At 44.4% G+C, this 20,950-nt stretch carries 18 protein-coding genes; 8 read left to right on the forward strand and 10 right to left on the reverse strand.

Annotated features, from left to right (window positions below):
- Positions 1 to 11: 11 nt before the first annotated feature.
- The 5 genes from mtnN to R7Z78_RS12455 all read left to right on the forward strand — a co-directional run bounded on the left by mtnN (position 12) and on the right by R7Z78_RS12455 (position 4,166).
- A complete protein-coding gene (mtnN, locus tag R7Z78_RS12435; RefSeq protein WP_005381837.1) occupies positions 12 to 707 on the forward strand; it encodes a 5'-methylthioadenosine/S-adenosylhomocysteine nucleosidase in 696 nt (231 codons plus the stop codon).
- 11 nt (positions 708 to 718) lie between these two features.
- Positions 719 to 1,672, forward strand: coding sequence for a cobalamin biosynthesis family protein (locus R7Z78_RS12440; protein ID WP_104975855.1), 954 nt, complete (start codon positions 719 to 721; stop codon positions 1,670 to 1,672).
- Positions 1,672 to 2,493, forward strand: a complete 822-nt coding sequence (btuF, locus tag R7Z78_RS12445; protein ID WP_169644355.1) for a vitamin B12 ABC transporter substrate-binding protein BtuF — start codon at positions 1,672 to 1,674, stop codon at positions 2,491 to 2,493. Before R7Z78_RS12440 ends, btuF begins: the two co-directional genes overlap by 1 nt.
- Positions 2,494 to 2,562: 69 nt before the next feature.
- Positions 2,563 to 3,183: a TRIC cation channel family protein gene (locus R7Z78_RS12450; protein ID WP_005387377.1), complete on the forward strand. Its 621-nt coding sequence runs from the start codon at positions 2,563 to 2,565 to the stop codon at positions 3,181 to 3,183.
- Between the two features lie 128 nt (positions 3,184 to 3,311).
- Positions 3,312 to 4,166 carry a LysR family transcriptional regulator gene (locus tag R7Z78_RS12455; protein WP_064353625.1) on the forward strand — a complete coding sequence of 285 codons (855 nt, stop codon included), beginning with the start codon at positions 3,312 to 3,314 and terminating at the stop codon, positions 4,164 to 4,166.
- Here R7Z78_RS12455 and R7Z78_RS12460 read toward each other — a convergent pair.
- Entirely contained in the window at positions 4,108 to 4,887 is a 780-nt protein-coding gene (locus R7Z78_RS12460) for a TSUP family transporter (RefSeq protein ID WP_005381847.1), read from the reverse strand. The two genes, R7Z78_RS12455 and R7Z78_RS12460, sit on opposite strands and share 59 nt — an antisense overlap.
- A gap of 249 nt (positions 4,888 to 5,136) precedes the next feature.
- Between R7Z78_RS12460 and R7Z78_RS12465 the strand changes: the two genes are divergently transcribed.
- Together R7Z78_RS12465 and R7Z78_RS12470 are read left to right on the forward strand one after the other, a co-directional pair.
- A complete protein-coding gene (locus R7Z78_RS12465) occupies positions 5,137 to 6,051 on the forward strand; it encodes a hypothetical protein (RefSeq protein WP_104975853.1) in 915 nt (304 codons plus the stop codon).
- Positions 6,041 to 6,460, forward strand: a complete 420-nt coding sequence (locus R7Z78_RS12470) for a hypothetical protein (protein WP_169644219.1) — start codon at positions 6,041 to 6,043, stop codon at positions 6,458 to 6,460. The genes R7Z78_RS12465 and R7Z78_RS12470 overlap by 11 nt, the downstream gene beginning before the upstream one ends.
- A gap of 75 nt (positions 6,461 to 6,535) precedes the next feature.
- Here R7Z78_RS12470 and carB read toward each other — a convergent pair whose 3' ends face one another.
- From carB to secA, 5 genes are all read right to left on the reverse strand, one after another.
- Positions 6,536 to 9,769, reverse strand: a complete 3,234-nt coding sequence (carB, locus tag R7Z78_RS12475; RefSeq protein ID WP_104975852.1) for a carbamoyl-phosphate synthase large subunit — start codon at positions 9,767 to 9,769, stop codon at positions 6,536 to 6,538.
- A gap of 16 nt (positions 9,770 to 9,785) precedes the next feature.
- Positions 9,786 to 10,925, reverse strand: a complete 1,140-nt coding sequence (gene carA / locus R7Z78_RS12480) for a glutamine-hydrolyzing carbamoyl-phosphate synthase small subunit (RefSeq protein WP_017821483.1) — start codon at positions 10,923 to 10,925, stop codon at positions 9,786 to 9,788.
- A 481-nt stretch (positions 10,926 to 11,406) separates the two neighbouring features.
- The gene (gene dapB / locus R7Z78_RS12485; RefSeq protein ID WP_005381860.1) at positions 11,407 to 12,216 is read right to left on the reverse strand and encodes a 4-hydroxy-tetrahydrodipicolinate reductase; all 810 of its coding nucleotides are present in this window, start codon (positions 12,214 to 12,216) and stop codon (positions 11,407 to 11,409) included.
- 110 nt (positions 12,217 to 12,326) lie between these two features.
- Entirely contained in the window at positions 12,327 to 12,725 is a 399-nt protein-coding gene (gene mutT, locus R7Z78_RS12490; RefSeq protein WP_005387387.1) for an 8-oxo-dGTP diphosphatase MutT, read from the reverse strand.
- Positions 12,726 to 12,880: 155 nt separating this feature from the next.
- Complete coding sequence (secA, locus tag R7Z78_RS12495) at positions 12,881 to 15,610, reverse strand: preprotein translocase subunit SecA (RefSeq protein WP_047102008.1); 2,730 nt, start codon at positions 15,608 to 15,610, stop codon at positions 12,881 to 12,883.
- Between the two features lie 407 nt (positions 15,611 to 16,017).
- Between secA and R7Z78_RS12500 the strand changes: the two genes are divergently transcribed.
- Positions 16,018 to 16,476: a DUF721 domain-containing protein gene (locus R7Z78_RS12500; RefSeq protein ID WP_033906094.1), complete on the forward strand. Its 459-nt coding sequence runs from the start codon at positions 16,018 to 16,020 to the stop codon at positions 16,474 to 16,476.
- Between the two features lie 113 nt (positions 16,477 to 16,589).
- Here R7Z78_RS12500 and lpxC read toward each other — a convergent pair whose 3' ends face one another.
- From lpxC to R7Z78_RS12520, 4 genes are all read right to left on the reverse strand, one after another.
- The gene (lpxC, locus tag R7Z78_RS12505) at positions 16,590 to 17,507 is read right to left on the reverse strand and encodes a UDP-3-O-acyl-N-acetylglucosamine deacetylase (protein ID WP_005381871.1); all 918 of its coding nucleotides are present in this window, start codon (positions 17,505 to 17,507) and stop codon (positions 16,590 to 16,592) included.
- A 101-nt stretch (positions 17,508 to 17,608) separates the two neighbouring features.
- Entirely contained in the window at positions 17,609 to 18,847 is a 1,239-nt protein-coding gene (gene ftsZ / locus R7Z78_RS12510; protein WP_017633617.1) for a cell division protein FtsZ, read from the reverse strand.
- 30 nt (positions 18,848 to 18,877) lie between these two features.
- A complete protein-coding gene (ftsA, locus tag R7Z78_RS12515) occupies positions 18,878 to 20,140 on the reverse strand; it encodes a cell division protein FtsA (protein WP_005372946.1) in 1,263 nt (420 codons plus the stop codon).
- Positions 20,133 to 20,915: a cell division protein FtsQ/DivIB gene (locus R7Z78_RS12520; protein WP_005387393.1), complete on the reverse strand. Its 783-nt coding sequence runs from the start codon at positions 20,913 to 20,915 to the stop codon at positions 20,133 to 20,135. The genes ftsA and R7Z78_RS12520 overlap by 8 nt, the downstream gene beginning before the upstream one ends.
- Positions 20,916 to 20,950 lie beyond the last annotated feature (35 nt).

Below are 20,950 nucleotides of genomic sequence, written 5' to 3' on the forward strand. Positions count from 1 at the left end.
AAGAGAGTGTTATGAAAGTTGGTATCATCGGTGCGATGGAACAAGAAGTGACCATCCTGAAGCAAGCAATTACAAACTGCAAAACTGTAAATAAAGCAGGTTGTACGTTTTTCTCTGGTCAAATTAACGATGTCGAAGTCGTCGTACTACAATCGGGCATCGGTAAAGTTGCAGCGGCAGTGGGCACGACAATCCTTCTTGATGAATACCAACCAGACGTTGTGATTAACACAGGCTCTGCTGGCGGTTTCGATTCAAGCTTAAACCTTGGCGATGTAGTTATCTCTACAGAAGTTCGTCATCACGATGCAGACGTAACCGCTTTTGGTTATGAAATTGGCCAAATGGCCGGTCAACCAGCTGCATTCAAAGCGGATGACAAGCTAATGGACTTAGCAGAAAAAGCCCTAGCACAAATGGAAAACACTCATGCGGTTCGCGGCCTAATTTGTACTGGCGATGCGTTTGTTTGTACTGCTGAGCGTCAAGAGTTTATTCGTAAACACTTTCCGTCTGTTATCGCTGTAGAAATGGAAGCATCTGCTATCGCTCAAACTTGTCACCAATTCAACACACCGTTTGTTGTTGTGCGTGCAATCTCTGATGTCGCTGATAAAGAATCACCAATGAGCTTTGATGAGTTCCTACCTCTAGCAGCAAAAAGCTCTTCCGAAATGGTATTCAAAATGCTGGAACTCATTAAGTAAACGACTCATTCATGGAAGAAGTTTTTCAGTCATTTTATGCCAACGGTGCGCTCCTTATAATGTGGGGCGCACTGCTCTTGCACCTTCTAGTGCCAATCCCCCATTCAGCGCACCCCATCACTTTATGGCGAAAGCTAGCAGAACAGCTAGCCAACAAAGTGAACAATAATCACAATTACTCACAGAGTGTAATCTCAGGCAGTCTTGCACTAGGCTTGATGCTGTTTCCTTGTTTGATATTACTGATTGCAGTAAAGCCATTTGTTTGGCAAATCCCTTTATATGAACTGGTTCTATTGATCCTTGCGCTAGACTGGCGCAACAGCGAAACGTTAACGAAACAGCTCGTAACTAGTATGTCTTCGGAAGACAAAGCTCAGTGTCGAGCATTACTGAGACCATATCTTAATCGCGATACTGGTAGCCTCTCGATCGTTGGCATAGGTAAAGCTGGCTCAGAAACCCTGATTATGGCATACAGCCGCAACGTGATCGGTGTGCTATTTTGGTACGCACTAACAGGTGGTATTGGTGCGTTAATGTATCGACTCACAACAGAATTAGCGCGAGTGTGGTCCCCTAGCCGACGCCAATATTTGCCCTTTGGTAAACCTGTGATTCAATTGGTTGCTACTCTGGATATTATTCCACTTCGTCTCTTTGCCATACTTTTAGCTGCCGGAAAGAATACAAGTAATGTGCTCTCTGGAATACAACAGCAAGCGAAGTCTTGGCCCTTACCAGGACCTAGTTGGGTGTTATGTACTATCGGACACAAACTACAACTGTCTTTATGCGGCCCTGCTATCTATCAAGGTGTGCGTGCAGAGCGCGCAAAAATCGGTGGGCGCATTGCGCCATCGGCTATTCACCTTTCACAAATACATACGCTGCTCGTTTGGCGCGTCCTGGCTTGGGTCGCAATCCAAAGTTTGCTTTTAGGAATAATTTATCAAGGATTATGATGAATAAATTATGCTTCGCATTAACGCTATTTGTTTCGACAGCGACCTTCGCTCAACCCGCTCAACGCATTATAAGTTTAGCTCCACATGCCACCGAAATTGCCTTTGCAGCAGGGCTAGGAGAGCAGCTTGTTGCTGTCAGCGAAATGAGCGATTATCCAGAACAGGCAAAGCAGCTAGAAAGAGTCTCAAATTATCAAGGAATTAAATTAGAGCGCCTTATTGCTCTTCAGCCGGACTTAGTGATTGCTTGGCCAGCCGGAAACCCCGCTAAAGAGTTGGAGAAAATTAAACAGTTCGGTATTCCTATCTATTACTCCACTACAGGTTCATTAGAAGATATCGCCAATAATATTGAGCAACTCAGCCAATACAGCGAAACTCCACAAGTAGGAAAAAAGGCCGCTGAAGATTTTAGAACGCAGCTGAGTACACTAAAAGAACAGTACAACACGAACGAGAAAGTTAGTTACTTTTATCAGTTGAGTGAAAAGCCTATCATCACTGTCGCTGGAAAGAACTGGCCAAGTGAAGTCTTTACTTTTTGCGGTGGTGAGAACATTTTCGCCGCATCCAGCGCGCCTTATCCTCAAGTTAGCATCGAGCAAGTCATTACTCGCCAGCCAGAGGTTATTTTTACTTCTCGTCACGCAATGAGTAACGATGGTATGTGGGCTGAGTGGAGTAATGAGCTTCTTGCTCTTAAAAACAAACACATCTGGTCCCTAAACTCTGATTGGATTAACCGTCCGACACCACGCACATTGAACGCGATCAAGGAAGTGTGTGAGCACTTTAAAAGCGTTCGTCAAAAACGCTAACGATTTCGTGGCAAATACCGTACAATTTCCGCCCATTTTTTCTCACACTATTTAAAGGTACTAAGTAACATGGACTCCATGCTGCTTTATATGATCGATTTGTTCGGTACCGCTGTTTTCGCTATCTCTGGCGTATTACTGGCGGGCCGTTTAAAAATGGATCCATTCGGCGTTATCGTGCTCGGCAGTGTGACTGCTATAGGTGGCGGAACAATCCGAGACATGGCGCTTGGTGCCACTCCCGTATTTTGGATAACAGATACGACTTACTTATGGGTGATATTTGTTACGTGTCTACTAACCATGCTTGTTATTCGAAGACCCAAGCGACTCTCATGGTGGGTATTACCCGTTTGTGATGCCATCGGTCTCGCTGTATTTGTGGGAATAGGAGTAGAAAAGGCACTCGCCTACAATGCATCTGGGATGGTCGCGGTGATAATGGGGGTTATTACTGGCTGTGGCGGTGGCATTATACGAGACGTGCTGGCTCGCGAAGTTCCTATGGTATTAAGAAGTGAAGTCTATGCTACGGCATGTATTATTGGCGGCATCTTCCATACGATGGCGGTAAACATGGGTTATGACCACTCAACGGCTTTACTCGCTGGTGTAATCTCAACGCTCATTATACGTCTCGGTGCGATTCGTTGGCATCTATCCCTGCCAACTTTCGCCATTAACCGTTAAACACCAACAACATCACTCATTATGGAGTCGACCAAGTGTCGGCTCCTCTCATTTATGCTCATTTGATTCGCCAATTCTTGGGCAATTCGCTAAATTATCTCAACCATTCCTAACTTTCATTAATCATTATGTTGCTTGAAGGTATTGAAACGTTACTTGTCCTCAGTAAAGAAAAAACCATGAGCCGCACAGGCAGTCAACTCTATATTAGTCAATCTGCCGTGAGTAAACGTATTTCAAATCTAGAGAAGAAGTTAGGAAAAAAATTGATAGAGCCAAATGGTCGGCACATAAAGCTGACCTCCGATGGCCTTGCCCTCATAAACACAATAGAACCCACGTTCAATGAGTTAAGAGGAAAAATCCACGATCAACAACAAATAGAAGATACTTCTTTAATCAAAATGGACTGCTCTGAAACCTTAGTGGCGGGATACCTCAGCATGATCATGGCAGAACACTTTGCCCATGATCAGTACATACGAATATCGACCAATCATACGCCACGCATTATTGAGAATGTGAAATCAGGCAAAGCAACATTGGGATTTTGCGCTGGCTATCTACCACCTCATCATGGATTAATGAGCCTTCACCTCGCCGATGAACCTTTCTCAATTGTCAGTCGACATTCACTTTCACAACTACCTAAAGCTATTTTGACCAATGACCTAACTAACCCTGCCAACACATATCAACAAGCTATTTTATCCAAACACGGAATCGAACCTTTGATGGAAATGGATTCGTATACTGCGGCAGCACAACTGGCTTTGGGAGGTATGGCTCCCGCTTTAATCCCTAAATCTATCCTAACGACACTTAATATCACATCTAAGTTCTGCTATGACTTTGAAGAGCTAGATCAGTTAGTTCGACCAATACATATCTGCTTACGTCACAGCACATATCGTAGCGAACGAGTTAAAGCACTGACAGAATCCATTGCTGATGTTGTTGCCAAAGAAGTTTCGTTGCCATAAGCATCGACATCACTATAACTAGAGGACGAATCCATTTTTGTCCTTTACTTACCACGACCTTCGCTCCTAACTGAGCACCAAGAAAACCGCCAACAGCCATGGTTAAGCCAAGCTTCCACACGGGCAACCCAGCGAAGATAAAAAAGAGTAGTGCCGCAATGTTTGACGTGAAATTGAGGATTTTGGTTCTAGCTGTGGCTTCGACCAAAGAAAAGTGACCTAGTGCAACAAAACAAACAGTAAAAATAGATCCAGTCCCAGGGCCAAAAAAGCCATCATAGAAACCGATCCCGCCACCAATGCATAGCGCAAACATCGCTTCAGATAACTTTGGTTCTCCATCGATTTTTCGCGTACTTGGCGCGAGTAAAAAATAGAGGGAAATGGCTATCAAAAGAACAGGGATCAAACTGGTGAGTACGCTAGCATCAATAAACTGCACAGCCTCGGCACCGATTGCAGCGCCTATAAAAGTGCAGAGTATCGCAAAACGCATTTCCTTTAAGCTAACAATACCGTTACGCACGAAATACCAGCTAGCAGAGAAACTGCCAAACGAACTTTGTAACTTATTGGTTGCTAGAGCTTGAGTCGGACTCAACCCCGCAGCCAAAAGCGCAGGGAGCGTAATGAGCCCTCCCCCACCAGCCATCGCATCAATAAAGCCTGCGGCAGTCGCAACCAAAAATAAGGCCAACAAAATCTCAACCGTGATTTCCACTACACTTCCTTTTTGAAGAGGTATCAAAGAGGAAGAAACGGTAGCACTTATTCACAAAACTACCAATGGAAAGTCAAGACACCAATCTATTCCTAATTTTCATCAGTCAATAAATCTAGAGAATGATACATTAAAAATATCAATTACATCCAAATATAGAGCCTCACCTCAAGAGCCTCTTAATATTCTGATAGAAAAAGAAAATGCTGTCTTAATAGGAAATATTTAATCTGATAAAAAACGAAAATAATGGAAGCCTTACTAACTCGACCATCAATAAAAGAGCAGCAATTACGCTTAAAAATCGAACAGATAGTGAATGTTAATCAGCTATTCAGCGTTATTGACTCTAAACCAGAGACTAGCGGTGCGGGTGTAATTTATATTGATAACAAATTCACCGTTGTACGCTTAAGAGATTTTAAATCCACATGCCATATCAATCCTACCTTTATCATTCTACGAGAACCGATAAAATTACAATCATCTCAAGAATTTGCAAAAAAAATAAAACAGGAAGAGTCAAAATCAAGATTCAATCAAGAGCTTCTATCAGCGAGCATTAGCTGTATTGGTGCAGCGATTGGCTGGATTGGGGTAGTTGGTTCGGGGCTAACAATACCAGTAAGTGGTCCTGTGGGCGTAACTATGTCCTATATCTCACACGCCGCTACTGTTGCTGCCACAGCTCAATGTGCTATTGGAGTAGCAAGAACCCGTATGGTATCTAAATCACCAGACAAATTATCGGATATAGACAGTAATGAGTGGTATCAAAATACAACTAAAGCTTTAGATTACATCTCCTTAGCTGGAGCGGGCGCTAGTGGATATCAAACGATAAAAATGGTTCAATCTCTTAAGCAAACCACTAAGAAAGGCGTTCCCGAGATTCTAAAAGGCTTAAACAGACAAGAAAGAACAAGATTAACTAAAGAAATCATCCGTAAAAACCTTCCGAGCATTTCGAATAAAGCTCGTAAACAGCTAATGTTGTCAGGAGAAATTCCTAAGAGGTATTCACAAGCAACAATATCCGCATCCATTTCTCATCAGCTTCTAGATGCAATTGGAGGCTCAATTAGCATAGTAGGAAGCGGTTATTCGGGAGAGTTAAGAAATCTTGCAATTGGAATCTATGAGGAATTGAAAGTTGAATACTAAATCAATTAGCATAGCAAACATCTCACTAAGTATATGTTTATACTTGGCATTGACTATTGGTCTGGCTATTAGCTTGAGCATTTGGAATGACTGGTTTTCTTTCACTCAACACATTGCTCTAGATACTTACCTTCTTACATTGGGAGCTATTACGGTTGTTGTTGTATGCATTCCAAATATTCTGACAATAAGCAAAGGATTAAGTATTGCTGCAAAAATAAACTTACTTACTATCTCTTTTATCATTCTCACTTGCAGCATTAATTTTGTTGCAGCAAGTGGTAGTACTATTTCTTCATCTTTGGGTACATTGCTTGCCATCATTAGCTTAATGATCTTCAAAAGCGAAGCATACCAATCGTTCCTAGCACACTTTAATGCTCTTCATTTTAGAAAAACCTCGATATAAAAAAGCCCGCTCAAATGAGCGGGCAATGAGGTTGTCATGTAAGCCCTGATTAATGAGCTTACTGATTTTTATCTGTTACGCGTCTAGACTCGCTTTCACTTTAGCGTGTAACTCTTGAACCGAAGTTACTGACGCTTTTGCGTCTGCAGTATGAGACATACATGTTGCGAACGCTGCATTCAGTGTCGTTGTGTAGTTCACTTTTTCTGCCAGTGCACCACGTCGTAGAACTTTCGAATCTTCAATCGCTTGACGACCAGCAGCCGTGTTTACGATGTAGGTGTATTCGTTGTTCTTGATGCGGTCAAGAATGTGTGGACGACCTTCGTGTACTTTGTTTACCAAACGTGGGTTAATACCCGCTTCGCCCAGAATTACAGCAGTACCGTGTGTCGCATCCAACTGGTAACCCAGTTTCACTAACTTAGAAGCTAGGTCAACAACACGCTCTTTATCACCTTCACGTACAGACAGTAGCGCACGACCACCTTCAGGATAAACCGCACCACAACCTAGCTCTGCTTTCGCGTAAGCTTCTGCGAACGTTGCACCCACACCCATTACTTCACCTGTTGAGCGCATTTCAGGGCCCAATAGAGGGTCAACCCCAGGGAATTTGTTGAACGGCAGAACCACTTCTTTCACTGAGTAGTAAGGAGGGATAATCTCTTTAGTAAAGCCTTGTGACTCTAGAGATTGACCCGCCATTACACGTGCAGCGATTTTCGCTAGAGGAGCGCCTGTCGCTTTCGATACGAATGGTACCGTACGAGCAGCACGAGGGTTCACTTCAATTAGATAAACGTCGTTATCTTTCACAGCAAACTGCGTGTTCATCAAACCGCGTACACCGAGTTCGAATGCTAACTTCTCAACTTGCTCACGCATCTTGTCTTGAATTTCCTGACTTAGCGTGTATGCAGGCAGTGAACATGCAGAGTCACCAGAGTGAACACCCGCTTGTTCGATGTGCTCCATGATACCGCCGATAACGACGCGTTCACCGTCACAGATAGCATCAATATCAACTTCGGTTGCATCATCCAAGAAACGGTCTAGCAGAACTGGAGACTCGTTCGATACGCTTACTGCTTCGTTGAAGTAGCGACGCAGGTCTTGCTCGTCGTATACGATTTCCATCGCACGACCACCGAGTACATAAGATGGACGAACAACTAATGGGAAGCCAATTTCTTTCGATTTCTCAACCGCTTGCTCCATCGTTGTTACTGTCGCGTTTTCTGGCTGAAGTAGACCTAAACGGTCAACAGCGGCTTGGAAGCGTTCGCGGTCTTCCGCACGGTCGATAGCATCTGGGCTAGTACCAATGATTGGCACACCAGCCGCTTCTAGAGCACGAGCCAGTTTAAGTGGCGTTTGACCACCGTACTGAACAATCACACCTTTTGGTTTTTCAACGCGAGCGATAGACAGTACATCTTCCAGAGTTACTGGCTCGAAGTACAGACGATCAGACGTATCGTAGTCAGTAGATACCGTTTCTGGGTTACAGTTAACCATAATGGTTTCGTAACCGTCTTCACGCAGCGCAAGTGATGCATGAACACAACAGTAATCGAATTCGATACCTTGGCCGATACGGTTTGGACCGCCACCAAGAACCATGATCTTATCTTTGTCTGTTGGGTTTGCTTCACATTCTTCATCGTAAGATGAGTACATGTAAGCCGTGTCAGAAGAAAACTCTGCTGCACATGTATCCACACGTTTGTAAACCGGATGAATATCAAACTGCTCACGAGCACGGCGAATTTCACTTTCAGCGACACCAAGCAATTTAGACAAGCGAGCATCAGAGAAGCCTTTGCGTTTCATCTGACGAAGCACTTCTTTGGTCAAACCTGCGTAGCCGCCCGCCTTGACTTGTTCTTCGAGTTTTACAATTTCTTCGATTTGAACCAGGAACCAGCGGTCGATTTGAGTCAAGTTGAACACACCGTCGACTGACATACCCGCTCGGAATGCATCGGCGATGTACCAGATACGCTCTGCACCTGCTTCTTTAAGTTCGTGACGAATCTTAGTCAGTGCATCTGGCGCTTCCAGATCGACCATCTCATCAAAACCAGTTGCGCCAACTTCTAGGCCACGCAGTGCTTTGTGAAGAGATTCTTGTTGGTTACGACCAATCGCCATTACCTCACCAACCGATTTCATCTGAGTTGTCAGACGATCGTTTGCACCAGCAAATTTCTCGAAGTTAAAGCGAGGGATCTTAGTTACGACGTAGTCGATAGTTGGTTCAAATGACGCAGGTGTTGCACCACCTGTGATGTCGTTTTGTAGTTCGTCTAGCGTAAAGCCAACAGCCAGTTTCGCGGCAATTTTCGCGATTGGGAAGCCTGTTGCTTTTGATGCTAGCGCAGAAGAGCGAGATACACGCGGGTTCATCTCGATGATGACCATTCGACCATCTTTCGGGTTGATACCAAACTGTACGTTTGAACCACCTGTTTCAACACCAATCTCACGTAGAACGGATAGCGATGCATTACGCATAAGCTGGTATTCTTTGTCAGTCAGTGTTTGTGCTGGAGCAACCGTGATTGAGTCACCCGTATGGATGCCCATTGGGTCAAAGTTCTCGATTGAACATACGATGATACAGTTGTCCGCTTTGTCACGAACGACTTCCATTTCGTACTCTTTCCAACCGATGAGTGACTCATCGATAAGAAGTTCGTTGGTCGGAGATAAGTCCAGACCGCGACGACAGATTTCTTCGAACTCTTCTTTGTTGTACGCGATACCACCACCAGTGCCACCCATGGTGAACGATGGACGAATGATACAAGGGAAGCCAACCATATCTAAAACTTTGTAAGCTTCTTCCATGCTCTTCGCTGTATCTGCGCGAGGACACTCAAGGCCGATAGACTTCATCGCTTTATCAAAACGAGAACGGTCTTCCGCTTTGTCGATTGCATCAGCCGTTGCACCAATCATCTCTACGCCAAACTCTGCGAGAACGCCGTGCTTCTCTAAATCTAACGCACAGTTAAGTGCTGTCTGACCACCCATAGTTGGCAGAACTGCATCAGGACGTTCTTTCTCGATGATCTTGCGTACAACTTCCCACTGAATCGGCTCGATGTAAGTCGCATCTGCCATCTCTGGGTCAGTCATGATGGTTGCTGGGTTAGAGTTAACCAGGATAACTCGGTAGCCTTCTTCACGAAGAGCTTTACACGCTTGTGCGCCAGAGTAGTCAAACTCACATGCCTGACCGATAACAATCGGACCAGCACCAAGAATTAGAATACTTTGAATGTCAGTACGTTTTGGCATTATCTACTACTCCGAATTAAGCGCTGTGTTTTTTGATTAGTTCGATAAAGTGGTCAAATAGCGGTGCCGCGTCATGTGGACCAGGGCTCGCTTCTGGGTGACCTTGGAAGCTAAATGCTGGCTTGTCTGTGCGGTGGATACCTTGCAAAGAGCCATCAAATAGCGATACGTGAGTAGCACGTAAGTTTTCCGGTAATGTTGCTTCATCTGCCGCAAAGCCGTGGTTTTGCGAAGTGATCATCACAACGTTACGCTCTAAATCTTTTACTGGGTGGTTTGCACCGTGGTGACCAAACTTCATTTTCACCGTTTGCGCACCTGATGCTAGCGCCAGAATTTGGTGACCTAGACAAATACCAAAAATTGGCAGGCCTTTTTCTAGGAACACTTTGGTTGCTTCAATCGCGTAAGTACATGGTTCTGGGTCACCTGGGCCGTTCGATAAGAATACGCCATCTGGATTTAGTGCCAGAACTTCTTCCGCTGACGTTTCTGCAGGTACAACCGTTAAGCGGCAGCCGCGGTCAACCAACATTCGTAAGATGTTGCGTTTTGCGCCAAAGTCGTAAGCGACAACGTGGTATGGCAGCTCGCTGTCATCTTTCGCCTCTGGAAGTCCACCTTCAAGCGTCCACGAACCTTGCTTCCATTGATACGCTTCTTTTGTTGTAACTTCTTTCGCAAGGTCCATTCCTTTTAAGCCTGGGAATTCTTTTGCTTTCGCTAGTGCCAAAGCTTCGTCTAGGTTGTTGCCCGCAACAATACAGCCGTTTTGAGCACCTTTTTCACGCAGGATACGAGTGAGCTTACGAGTATCGATATCAGCGATGCCAACGATATTTTGAGACTTAAGATAATCAGAGAGGGATTGTTCGTTACGGAAGTTAGAAGCGATTAGAGGAAGATCGCGAATCACAAGGCCTTGTGCATGAATGGAAGAGGATTCTTCATCTTCGGAAGTGGTTCCGGTATTGCCAATATGAGGATAAGTGAGAGTGACGATTTGCTGAGAATAGGAAGGATCAGTGAGGATTTCTTGATACCCCGTCATCGAGGTATTAAAAACGACTTCACCAACGGAAAGACCATCTGCCCCTATGGACACTCCGCGGAACACTGTCCCATCTTCTAGGACCAACAGTGCTAATTTACCCAAGACAACCTCCAGAATAAAAATGCAAAAAAAATAAATCAAACTGCAAACATGCCTTCCTTTACCTATAAAATCTACATAAATAGGTATTTCAGACAAATTGGCGGTATTCTAAAGTTGGACTCGAAACCTGTCAACCTACAATCAAAAATAAATGATTAATTTCTAGCGAGTAAGGTCATTTTGAATCAATAAGGCCCAAAAAGATAACTTTTACATGCTATTACATAGAGAGGCATAGAGGTTTAATGAATTTTACAAATTTGAACTTTTTAGAGATCACAAAAAAGTATGAGTTTTTCACGCAAACGTTCACTCGACAAAAAAGACATTAGTTTTTAGACATCAAAACCCAAAACACCCACAAAACAACCAAAACAACAACAAAAGTAAGCACCAAAATACTTTCTGTTAGAATCATTTCATTTACAAATAATTCTATAGATATAAAAAAGCCGGCTACCGCCGGCGAATAATTATGTATTTAGAGTTCATTCAATCCCAAAACATCTGTCATGGTATAAAAGCCCGCTGGTTTGGCACTCAACCAAACAGCGGCCTTGACGGCGCCATTAGCAAACGTCATACGATCGGTCGCTTTGTGCGTTATCTCCACTCGTTCCCCGATATCAGCAAACATGGCTGTGTGCTCACCGACGATATCGCCAGCGCGAATTGTAGCAAAGCCGATCTCATCTTTAGTACGTTCACCTGTGATACCTTCTCGCGCATAGACAGCTACATCATTCAGCTTGTTGCCCATCGCACCAGCAATGGCTTCGCCCATCCCGATAGCGGTACCAGAAGGAGCATCAACTTTATGACGATGATGTGCTTCGACAATCTCAACATCGCAGTAGTCGCCCATCACTTTGGCTGCTTTCTCAAGAAGCTTAAATACTAGGTTCACACCAACAGAGTAGTTAGGAGCCATGACAACAGGCACTTGCTTAGCGGCTTCGTCAATCAGTTCACGCTCTGCATCACTGAAACCAGTCGTCCCAATCACAATACTCTTTCCATGCTTCTTACACAGTTCAAGATTCGCCAACGTACTTACTGGGGCAGTAAAATCGATGATTACATCAAAATTATCGACGTCTTTAGCAAGATCATCCGTTAAGAACACATCGAATTTGCCTTCACCACAAAGTTCACCGATATCGACACCGACAAGTGAGGACTCAGGTCGTTCTGATCCCGCGCTCACTGTCGCCTCTGGGTTAAGGTGTGAAGCTTTAACCAAATTACGGCCCATTCGGCCTGCTGCTCCTGCGATTGCAATACGAACCATTGCGCTTTCTCTCCTTCTCTGGATAACGAGGTTTGCTCTCGTTCTCTCGTTTCGCTTAATCTGTTTAAACTAACAACATACCGTGGTTACCACAAGCAAGTTCATCAGGCTTAAGCGAACTCTTTTACGACACGCTCCAAGATAGGCACGTTCGCTTCAGGAAAGGCATAGTTACCCAATTCTCTTATCTCAACCCAGCGACCTTCTTGACCTTCTCGGCCGTAAGGCTCATTACTGAACTTAGATACCGTAATAAAATCAAACTTAAGTGATTTGTCTGGATAGTCATATTCCAAATGCTCGAAAAGGGCTTGCTCAGTAACTTCAATTCCTACTTCTTCTTCAAGTTCTCTTGCTAGAGCATGTTCAATACTTTCTCCTGACTCGACTTTCCCGCCGGGAAACTCCCAAAACCCGCCTTTATGCTTGTCGTCTGGACGCTTTGTAATAAAAATTTTTGATTTGTCTTGGTTAAAAATAATAGCCGCGACTATGTGAATTCTTTTCATAGGGGTTCCTAACTCTCAAGCCGTTACACTTCAACGGTCTTTGCATCTCTAAAACTATCCGATGCTATCAAAACTTATGAAATTCGACAGCCACAGAATTTGCTTAAAAAAAGAGCCGCCTAGGCGACTCTTTAAAAAATTATCTGACTAATACGTTAGTCGATCTTGCCGTGGCACTGTTTATACTTCTTACCACTACCACAAGGGCAAGGCTCATTGCGACCTACTTTACGTTCATCACGTACCATTGGCTGACTTGAGCCTTCTTCAGATTCTTCACCTTCAGAAAGAGGGTTTTGTGCTGCTGCGTGTTGCGCTTGAGCACGACGAGCGGCCTCTTCAGCTTGCGCACGACGTTGCTCTTCCATACGTTCAACTTCTTCTTGTTGCTGGACTCGAACGCGAGATAGAACAGTAATCACATCAGTTTTCAGCGCTTCTAGTAGACCTTCAAACAGTTCAAACGATTCACGCTTGTATTCCTGTTTCGGGTTCTTCTGCGCATAGCCGCGTAAGTGAATACCCTGACGCAAGTGATCCATTGCTGCCAAGTGCTCTTTCCAAAGCGTATCCAGAGTTTGAAGCATAACCGATTTCTCGAAGTTACGAAGCACTTGCGCACCCACCACTTCCTCTTTCTCTTTATACACTTCAACGGCTAGATTGATGATCTTCTCGCGTAGCGCCTCTTCGTAAAGCTTATCGTCTTCTTCAAGCCATTGCTTCACTGGCGCATCAAGATCGAAGTCTGCTTTCAAGCGCTCTTGCAGACCTTCAACGTCCCACATATCTTCTAGTGATTGTGGCGGGATGTACTCATCAATAACCGCTGTTAGCACATCTTCACGGTTTTGCTCGATCATACCGCTGATGTCTTCAACGTTCATCAATTCGTCGCGCAGCTCGTAGACAACCTTACGCTGATCGTTCGCCACATCATCGTATTCTAGTAGCTGCTTACGGATATCAAAGTTACGACCTTCCACTTTACGCTGTGCTTTTTCAATTGAGCGAGAAAGCATTTTCGATTCAATTGCTTCACCTTCTTCCATACCACTTTGGATAAGGCTCGCCATACGATCAGAAGTGAAAATACGTAACAAAGAGTCTTCCATAGATAGGTAGAAGCGAGATGAACCCGCATCTCCTTGACGACCAGAACGACCACGTAGCTGGTTATCAATACGGCGAGATTCGTGGCGCTCAGTACCAATGATGTGTAGACCACCAGCATCTAGTACTTGATCATGTACCACTTTCCACTCTGCTTTAATCGCATCGATTTGTTCTTGAGTTGGGTTCTCCAAAGCTTCCACTTTTGATTGCCAACTACCGCCAAGCACAATGTCCGTACCACGACCGGCCATGTTGGTCGCGATAGTTACCGCACCAGGCATACCCGCTTCAGCAACAATTTCCGCTTCCTTTTCATGGAATTTCGCATTCAGTACGTTGTGTTTGATCTTCGCTTTCTTCAATGCGTTAGAAAGAAGTTCTGATTTTTCAATCGATACTGTACCAACCAATGTTGGCTGACCTTTCGCAACGCGCTCTTTGATATCTTCAATGATTGCAGCAAACTTCTCAGCTTCGGTACGGTACACCACATCCGGCATATCGTTACGAATCATTGGTTTGTTGGTTGGGATAACCACCGTTTCCAAGCCATAAATAGATTGGAACTCAAACGCTTCAGTATCCGCAGTACCTGTCATACCAGACAGTTTTTCGTATAAGCGGAAGTAGTTCTGGAAGGTAATCGAAGCCAAAGTTTGGTTTTCGTTTTGAATCTTAACGCCTTCTTTCGCTTCTACTGCTTGGTGAAGACCTTCAGACCAACGACGACCTGGCATTGTACGACCAGTATGTTCATCAACAATTACTACTTCACCTTCGTCAGTAACGATGTAATCAACGTTGCGCTCAAACAACACATGAGCACGCAAAGCGGCATTCACGTGATGTAACATGCTGATGTTAGTCGGAGAGTAAAGTGTGTCACCCTCTTCCATAAGACCATTTTTCACCAACAGTTCTTCAACGTACTCTTGGCCCGTTTCTGTGAGGTATACTTGCTTTGATTTCTCATCAACAGTGTAGTGACCATCACCACGATATTCTTCAGAGTCTTCTTTGTCTTGCTTTTTAAGATGCGGGATCAAAAGGTTGATTCGGGTGTATAGCTCAGAGCTATCTTCAGCAGGACCAGAAATGATCAAAGGAGTACGAGCTTCATCAATTAGGATTGAGTCCACCTCATCGACAACTGCAAAGAAGCGATCACGCTGTACACGGTCTTCGCTACGGAAGGCCATATTGTCACGAAGGTAGTCAAAACCAAATTCATTGTTCGTTCCGTACAAGATGTCAGCTTGGTACGCTTCTTTTTTCTCTTGAGGAGGCATGTTTGGCACGTTTACGCCAACAGTCATACCTAAAAATTCAAATAGAGGGCGGTTTGTCTCTGCATCACGTTTAGCTAGATAATCGTTCACTGTTACAATATGAACGCCTTTACCAGCTAGGGCATTTAGGTAAGCAGGAAGCGTTGCCGTCAGCGTTTTACCTTCACCCGTACGCATTTCCGCGATTTGACCCGCATTTAGAACCATACCGCCGATAAGCTGGACGTCGAAGTGGCGCATACCGTAGACACGCTTAGATGCTTCACGAACCGTAGCAAAAGCTTCTGGAAGTAGTTTATCAAGAGTTTCACCCTTCTCTAGGCGCTCACGGAATTCAACCGTCTTTGCTTTTAACTCTTCATCACTTAGAGCCTCGAATGTTGGCTCATAGTTATTAATTTCTTTTACAATTTTTCTAAGGCGGCGCAGTGTTCGGTCGTTGCGACTGCCAATCACTTTTGTCAGTAGCTTAGTTATCATTTTTCGTGAATCTCTCTTTATTCAGACCGTTCCCGATCTACTCATAATGCCTTCAGTCTCTGCCAGTTTGGAACTAAGAATACTGAGATAAATCATTTATCAAAGATATTGAGTTCAAACATCCATATTTCAAGGCTAAGTTTTGAAACAATGTGGCTTAGTGTAAGGATTTTTAATCGATACAACCATAAATAGACGTATTTGTTTGAAGCACTCTGAAGTTTTTACTTAAAGTGGTGACTGATTAGCCGATATTGCATACCGCAATATGTGTAATCCATCCAGAGCAAACTTTGCTTTTTACCTTGCTACATTGTAAAACTGAAGCTAAAGACGTTAATGTAAACTATACCTTGATAGAAAGCTGCTCTAGAATAGCTATATCTCAACAAAATTAGATTTTACCTATGCGTGATCACCGTCCAACCTCGACTGAAGATGTTATTGCTGAGTCACAGTTCAAGCAGATTCAAGAACATGCTGGAGAAATCTTACAGCTTAACCAAGCTTTGCAAGAGGTCTTACCCACGGGGACGGCCGATCATTGCCGAGTAGCGAATGTTCGTAACGGCCATCTATTGATCGATGTCTCTAGTGCCGCGATCAAAATGAAGATCGATTACGATCGCCTCATGATCCTAAATAAACTTCGTACTCAAGGCTTTGCCAAGCTGATGAGCGTTGAAGTGAGGATCAATCCTTCACTATATCGAAACCGCTTTCAACAAGACGACAGACCTAAGCGTCCACCACTAACAGAATCTGCAGCAAAGTCATTAATGACGATTGCCGACATGGCGCCACCGAAAATTCAAGAGCGTTTAAAACGATTAGCCGATATGGCAGAAAAGGAAGATCGTAAGTGAACGTTATTTCAATATGCTGAAAGCTTGAATGTTATTGATAAATCCAGGATTAAAGCCAAATAGCAAAAAACCAGGCATAAGCCTGGTTTTTTATTAATTCTAATGCCAAGTCTTTACGCAAGCACCATATTTGGTTCTGCGAATGCTACTGGTGAGCCGACTTCTTCTTCGAATGTAGTCCACTCCCACGCTTCCTGATCTGCAAGAACAGCACGTAACAGTTGGTTATTTAAACCGTGGCCAGATTTAAAGGCACGGAATTCACCAATGATTGGGTGGCCACACATGTAAAGGTCACCAATCGCATCCAACACTTTGTGAGTCACAAACTCATTTTCAAAGCGTAGACCTTCTTCATTAAGAATACGGTAATCATCCAAAACGATAGCATTGTCAAAACTACCACCCAAAACTAGGTTTTGAGATTGTAGATATTCGATATCACGCATAAAGCCAAACGTACGTGCTCGAGAAATCTCACGAACAAAGCCTTTTGACGAGAAATCAAACAGCAAACGTTGCTCGTCTGATTCAATCGCTGGGTGATTAAACTCAATTTCGAAGTCCATACGGAAGCCGTTAAATGGTACAAATTCTGCCCATTTATCACCATCTTCAAAACGAACTGGCTTTTTGATACGGATGAAGCGTTTTGGCGCATTTTGCGTTTCGATACCTGCTTGTTGTAGCAAGTATACAAATGGGCTTGCACTACCATCCATGATCGGAATTTCAGGTGCGTCTACTTCGACAACAATGTTATCGATGCCCATACCAGCAAGTGCCGCATTCAAGTGCTCAACAGTTGAAATACGCACACCTTCATCGTTTACCAATGCAGTACAAAGCATGGTGTCACGAACCGAAGCTGGATCAGCTGGAAAATCTACAGGTGGATTTACATCTGTACGACGGTAAATGATACCTGTATTTGCAGCAGCCGGGCGCAGAGTAAGTGTGACTTTACGACCAGAGTGGAGACCCACACCAGTTGTTTTCACTATTTCTTTCAGAGTACGTTGTCTGATCATCTGCTTGCCTCTCAAAAATTTGCTACAAAACACGGCCGTCTGTAACGTCGACCGTGAATGCTACCATAATTTTGAGCCATGTCAAATTTATGGGTTAAAGATTAATCAGCCTGACGACGCAAAAATGCCGGTATATCTAAATAACCACTTTCCTTTTCTTGCTTTGGAGCCGCAGAACTTTGGCTCGACGAAGCTGGAGAAGAAGGAGCAGTGTTTGTCGGCTGAGGAGTTACCTGTGGCTTCTCTTGCACTTGATTATTCTGCAAAGTCTGTGCCGGTTTTTCTTCAGCTTGCGTTGCCGCTGCTTGTTGCTGTGGTTGAGCTTGCGGCGTCGGTGCCACTTTAGCTTTACCACCCGCAACTAGCGTGATATCTGGCTTTTTCTCATTACCAATACCTGTCGCTACAACTGTTACGCGGATTTCGTCAGTCATATCAGGGTCTAGAGAAGTACCGATAACAACAGTCGCATTGTCAGAAGCGAATGCCTTCACTGTATTACCAACCGTCTCAAACTCGTCAAGACGCATATCCAGACCAGCAGTAATATTGACAAGAACACCACGAGCGCCCGCTAGATCGATGTCTTCCAGAAGTGGGCTAGAAATTGCCATTTCAGCCGCTTCTTCAGCACGGTCTTCACCTTTGGCGATGCCGCTACCCATCATTGCGTGACCCATTTCAGACATTACTGTTCTTACGTCCGCAAAGTCGACGTTGATCATGCCAGGGCGAGTAATTAGCTCAGCAATACCTTGAACGGCATTCTTAAGAACATCGTTAGCGCTTGCAAAAGCTTCTAGTAGTGTTACACCACGACCAAGTACTTTAAGTAGCTTTTCGTTTGGAATCGTGATCAAAGAGTCAACATGCTTAGAGAGCTCATCGATACCTTGCTCAGCAAATGCCAAACGCTTTTTACCTTCAAAACTAAACGGTTTAGTTACTACCGCTACTGTTAGAATGCCAAGCTCTTTAGCCACTTCAGCAATAACAGGCGCTGCACCAGTACCGGTACCGCCACCCATACCAGCTGCGATAAACACCATATCGGCGCCAGTCAGGGAATCTTTAATTCGATCTCTGTCTTCGAGAGCTGCGTCACGGCCAACCTGTGGATTAGCACCTGCACCCAGACCTTTAGTGATATCACCACCGATCTGAATAACATTGCCAACGCTTGTCTTACGAAGTGCTTGCGCATCAGTGTTGACGCTGATGAATTCCACACCTTCGATGGATTCACGCACCATGTGTTCAACGGCGTTACCACCGCCGCCACCAACCCCAACGACCTTGATTACTGCATCGTCAGACATTTCCATCATCGGTTCAAACATGTGTTGTCTCCGTTTATCCTGCAACTCAGGTTAAAACTCTTTTTGTATCCAGTTACGCAATTTATCGAAAAAGCCAGTTACAGATGAGCGTTTAGGTTCATTATAATCGCTATCGTCGCTAGACTGCATGTCTCTTGCGTAATGAAGTAATCCAACTGCCGTAGAATGGTACGGCTCTTTTACATAGTCAGTTAATCCGCTGACTTCGAGCGGTTTGCCGACCCTTACTTGATTGCGGAATACGCGTTCCGCACATTCTACCACTCCGTCCATTTGCGCAGCACCGCCGGTGAGTACAACTCCCGCAGCCAGATGGTGCTTGATACCCTCTTCGCGCAATTTTGCTTGTACAGAGTCGATAGTTTGGTTAACCAGTCCCATAAGCTCAGAGTAGCGTGGCTCAATCACTTCTGACAACGTTTGACGTTGCAGGCTACGTGATGGTCGTCCACCTACGCTTGGTACATTAACCGTGTCATCCTTACTGACCAGTTCACTCAAAGCACAGCCATATTTGACTTTTATTTCTTCAGCATCGCTCACTGGCGTACCAAAAGCAAAAGCAATATCACTGGTTACAGCATTTCCTGCGTACGAAAATACTTCTGTGTGACGTAACGCACCGCCAGTCCAGATGGCCACATCCATCGTGCCGGCGCCAATATCAACCACACAAACTCCAAGCTCTCTTTCATCCTCGGTGATTACTGCATTGCTAGCAGCAAGCCCAGAAAATACGAGTTGTTCTACTTTAAGGCCGCAGCGTTCTACCGCCTTAATAATGTTGCGTGCCATGTCATTATGGCATGAGATAAGGTGGACACTCACTTCCATTCTTACCCCAGATAAACCAAGCGGATTTTTGATTCCTTCTTGGTAATCAATGGTGAACTCTTGCGGGATCACATGAAGAATTCGCTGTTCATCACCGATTTTAATCGATTTTGCGGTATGGATAGCGCGATCCATGTCTTCTTGAGACACCTCTTCATCAGAAATCGTGCCCATACCTTTTTCAATTCGGCTTGCGATATGCTTACCAGACAACGAAATGAAGACTCGGCTGATCTGGCACTCTGCCATTAATTCAGCTTGATCAATTGCACGTTGTACTGATTTTACAACCGACTCCAAATCATTCACGCCACCCTTATCCATGCCGCGTGAGGGGCTACTACCTGCGCCAATAATATTAATTTGACCGTCTGGTAAAACCTCACCCACTAGAGCCGATACGGTTGCAGTGCCTATATCAAGACCAACAATAATGTTGTCATCAGCGGCCTTAGTCATCTGTACTCTCTTCTAACTCTTGTTCAGGAAACCAACCAACTGCGGCTCCTGTATCGTACCTAAGATCGATATAACTGATTCTTTGCGTGTCACTGCCAAGCTTGTTATAGAGCTTAAAAAAGCGCTCTATACGCTCAAGAAGAGACTCTTTACCGAGCTCTAATCGAATACCGTTATCAAGGATGATTTGCCAAGCTCGTCGCTCGTTTAATACCAGAGACGATATCGCTAAACCCAATTGCTGAAACTTAGGACTCAAATCACGGTAAGTCTGTAAGACTTCCGGTCCGCTATCTTTGGGTCCGTACAGCTTCACTTTTTCTTCTTGCAACAGAGCAACATCTCCATCAAAAACGAACCCGTTTTTATCTAACAGTTCGTTGCCATTCCAAATGGCTTCTGGTTGATGCTCCGTCAAAAAAACTTTTACTGTATCCGGCCACTGCTTTCGGATTGCGGCATGCGCTACCCATGGCAGAGCTTCGACACTTTGCTGTAATACATCAATATCCTGAGACATAAATGTACCGATGTGATCAATTCGACTAAATGCAGCCTGCACATCGTCAGCTTGGACATACTCCAGTTTCCCCTGAAGTACTATTTTGGAGAGAGGTAACCTTTGGTCATCCCACATCCAACTGATCGCCGCGTACAAAACAGAACTAATTAAAGTCACAACCACAACGAAAAATAACGCACCCAAGATTTTTTCTTGGCGACCACGGTTGTTACCCGTGTTTGGTCGCTCGTCATTCAGTGCAATATTCAACAACGTCTTCGTTTCCTGACTTTTGTCGTGTACTTTTT

The sequence above is a fragment of the Vibrio sp. 1167 genome (genome assembly GCF_033340375.1).
In the GTDB taxonomy this organism is placed as follows: Bacteria; Pseudomonadota; Gammaproteobacteria; order Enterobacterales; family Vibrionaceae; genus Vibrio; species Vibrio alginolyticus.